Here is a 2,645-nt window from a genome sequence, read left to right on the forward strand (position 1 = left end):
AACAGCCAAAGCCAAAGCCAAACCCAAAGCCAAAGCCAAAGCCAAAGCCAAAGCGGCTCTGGGTTGTCTGTGGCTTGGCGGGGCGGTGTCGGATTGCGGGGACGCCGTAAACCCGTCCATGGGGGCTTGGTCGCGGCATCCATGCCGCGGACACCCCTGCCTCCGGACCCACCCCGCCGTCGACAGTTTCCTGCGAGCTGTTGGAACAGCAAGGGGTCGGATCCGTTTTCTGAAGGAAAACGGCTCTGACCCCGGAACGCGGCCCGGAAACGAAAACGCCCACCGGGTGGTGGGCGTTTCGTGGCGTGTCGGCGTGCGGCCAACCGGCAGTTACATCACCTTCGACTGCTCCAGCTCGACCTGCAGGGTGCTGGCCAGCTCGTCGCGGGAGACTTCGAACTGCTGCTCGCGCACCAGGTCCTTCACCGCCACCACGCCGCGCGCCAGCTCGTCCTCACCGGCCAGCACCACGAAGCGGATGCCCGCCTTGGCCGCGTACTGGAACTGCTTGCCGATCTTCTTCGGCTCCATCTGCACTTCGGTATTGATGCCACCGGCGCGCAGGCGGCGCGCGATGTCCAGCGACTGCGGCATGCCCTGCTCGTCCATCAGCGCCACCAGCGCCTGCACGCTGCTGGCCTCGATGCCATCGATCAGGCCGGCCTCGCGCAGCTGCCAGAACAGGCGCGACAAGCCGATGGAGATGCCCACGCCCGGCAACTTGGACTTGCTGTAGTGGCTGGCCAGGTCTTCGTAGCGGCCGCCCGAGCAGATCGAGCCGATCTGCGGGTGGTCGGTCAGCGTGGTTTCGTAGACGGTGCCGGTGTAATAGTCCAGGCCGCGCGCAATGGAGAAGTTCAGGCAGTACGCGGTTTCCGGCACGCCCAGCGCCTGCACCAGCTGCAGCACTTCGCGCAGTTCGGCCACGCCGGTACGCAGGATCTCCGAAGAACCGGCGTCGGCTTCAAGCGTTGCCAGCTGCGCCAGCGCATCGGCATGGCCCTGCGAACGCACGGCCACGAACGCCAGGATCTTCTCGACCTGCTCGCCCGGGATGTTGAAGCCCTCGCCCACCAGCGTCTCGCGCACGTAATCGGCGCCGCGCTTGTCCAGCTTGTCCACTTCGCGCAGCACCGCCAGCTGGCGCTCGCCTTCGGCCACGCCCAGGCTCTCGAAGAAGCCGCGCATGAGCTTGCGGTTGTTCAGCTGGATGCTGAAGTCACCGATGCGCAGTTCCGAGAACACGGCGTGGATGACCGCCAGAACTTCGGCATCATAGCGAACGCTCAGGCTGTCCTTGCCGATCACGTCGATGTCGCACTGGTAGAACTCGCGGAAACGGCCGCGCTGGGCACGCTCGCCGCGGTACACGCGCTGCATCTGGTAGCGACGGAACGGGAAGGTGAGTTCGTGTTCGTGCTCGGCGACGTAGCGTGCCAGCGGCACGGTCAGGTCGAAGCGCAGCGCCATTTCCGGCAGCGAACGGTCGCCCGATTCGGCCGCATTGGCCAGCGCACCGGTGGACTGCACGAAGTACACCTGGCGCTCGGTCTCGCCGCCGGACTTGGTCAGCAGCACGTCGGACAGCTCGAACACCGGCGTCTCCACCGGCAGGAACCCGAAGCGCTCGTAGTTGCGGCGGATCACGTCCAGCATGCGCTGGAACGCAATCTGCTCGCGCGGCAGCAGTTCAAGGGTGCCGGGCGGGGTACGGGGCTTGATCACGGGCGGAACTCCTGCTGGAACGGGACGTGGGAGGGGGCGACATTCTAGCGCCCCCGCCTCGGGCAGGGTCGAACGGCCGCTTGAAGTATCATAAGGCCCTCCCCCGCCCGCGATACGCCCCCGCAACATGTCACGGCCTTCCGGCGCTCCGCCCGCCACCAACGATCCCGCCTCGCCGTCCTGCACCACGCTGGACTGCCTGCACTGCTCGGTTCGCCACCTTGCGGTGTGCTCGGCGCTGTCGCCCGATGAAGTGCAGGCGCTGGAACAGGTCACCGTTTCGCAGCAGGTCAGCATGGGCAGCACGCTGGCCCGCACGGGTGAAGAACGCGACCATGTCTATACATTGACTGCCGGCGCACTGCGCCTGGTACGCACCCTGGCCGACGGCCGCCGCCAGATCAACGGCTTCGTGCTGCCCGGCGACTACCTGGGCCTGAGCGGCAGCGACCATCACCGCTACGACATCGAAGCCATCGCCGACAGCCGTGTCTGCCGCGTCGCGCTGCCACAGATGAAGGCGCTCCGCAGCCGCTTCCCGCACCTGGAGCGCAAGCTGCTGCAGCGTGCCTGCCAGGAACTGGATGCCGCGCAGGACGCTGCACTGGCGCTGGCACGCCTGCAGCCGGCCGAGAAGCTGGCCGATTTCCTGCTGCGCCTGGCCGCGCGCGAGGCCAAGCTGGGCGGCGACGGCCTGCGCGTGTCGCTGCCGATGGGCCGAGGCGACATCGCCGACCATCTGGGCCTGACCATGGAAACGGTCAGCCGCACCTTCACCAAGCTGCGCCAGCAAGGGCTGATTGCCCTGCCCCACCTGAACGTAGTGGAGATCCTCGACGAGGACGGGCTGCGCACACTGGCCGGTGAAGGGTTGATCTGACCGCATCACGGTTCATGGGGTTGGGGGGGGGGGGGGGGGG

The 2,645-nt window shown here is 67.1% G+C and carries 2 protein-coding genes; one reads left to right on the forward strand and one right to left on the reverse strand.

Features of this window, described 5'->3' with window-relative positions; translation table 11 throughout:
- Positions 1-330: 330 nt before the first annotated feature.
- The gene (gene hisS, locus ABGA94_RS16235) at positions 331-1,725 is read right to left on the reverse strand and encodes a histidine--tRNA ligase (protein WP_005416325.1); all 1,395 of its coding nucleotides are present in this window, start codon (positions 1,723-1,725) and stop codon (positions 331-333) included.
- Positions 1,726-1,852: 127 nt separating this feature from the next.
- Between hisS and ABGA94_RS16240 the strand changes: the two genes are divergently transcribed.
- Positions 1,853-2,605 (forward strand): Crp/Fnr family transcriptional regulator, encoded by a 753-nt coding sequence (locus tag ABGA94_RS16240; protein WP_010482595.1) that lies wholly within the window; start codon positions 1,853-1,855, stop codon positions 2,603-2,605.
- Positions 2,606-2,645 lie beyond the last annotated feature (40 nt).

The organism is Stenotrophomonas sp. 3diitr2024, assembly GCF_042136455.1.
GTDB classification, from domain to species: domain Bacteria; phylum Pseudomonadota; class Gammaproteobacteria; order Xanthomonadales; family Xanthomonadaceae; genus Stenotrophomonas; species Stenotrophomonas sepilia.

Bases quoted from the DNA above. Each gene is read 5' to 3' on its own strand.
- ABGA94_RS16240 (WP_010482595.1), top strand. From the start codon at position 1,853: ATGTCACGGCCTTCCGGCGCTCCGCCCGCCACCAACGATCCCGCCTCG.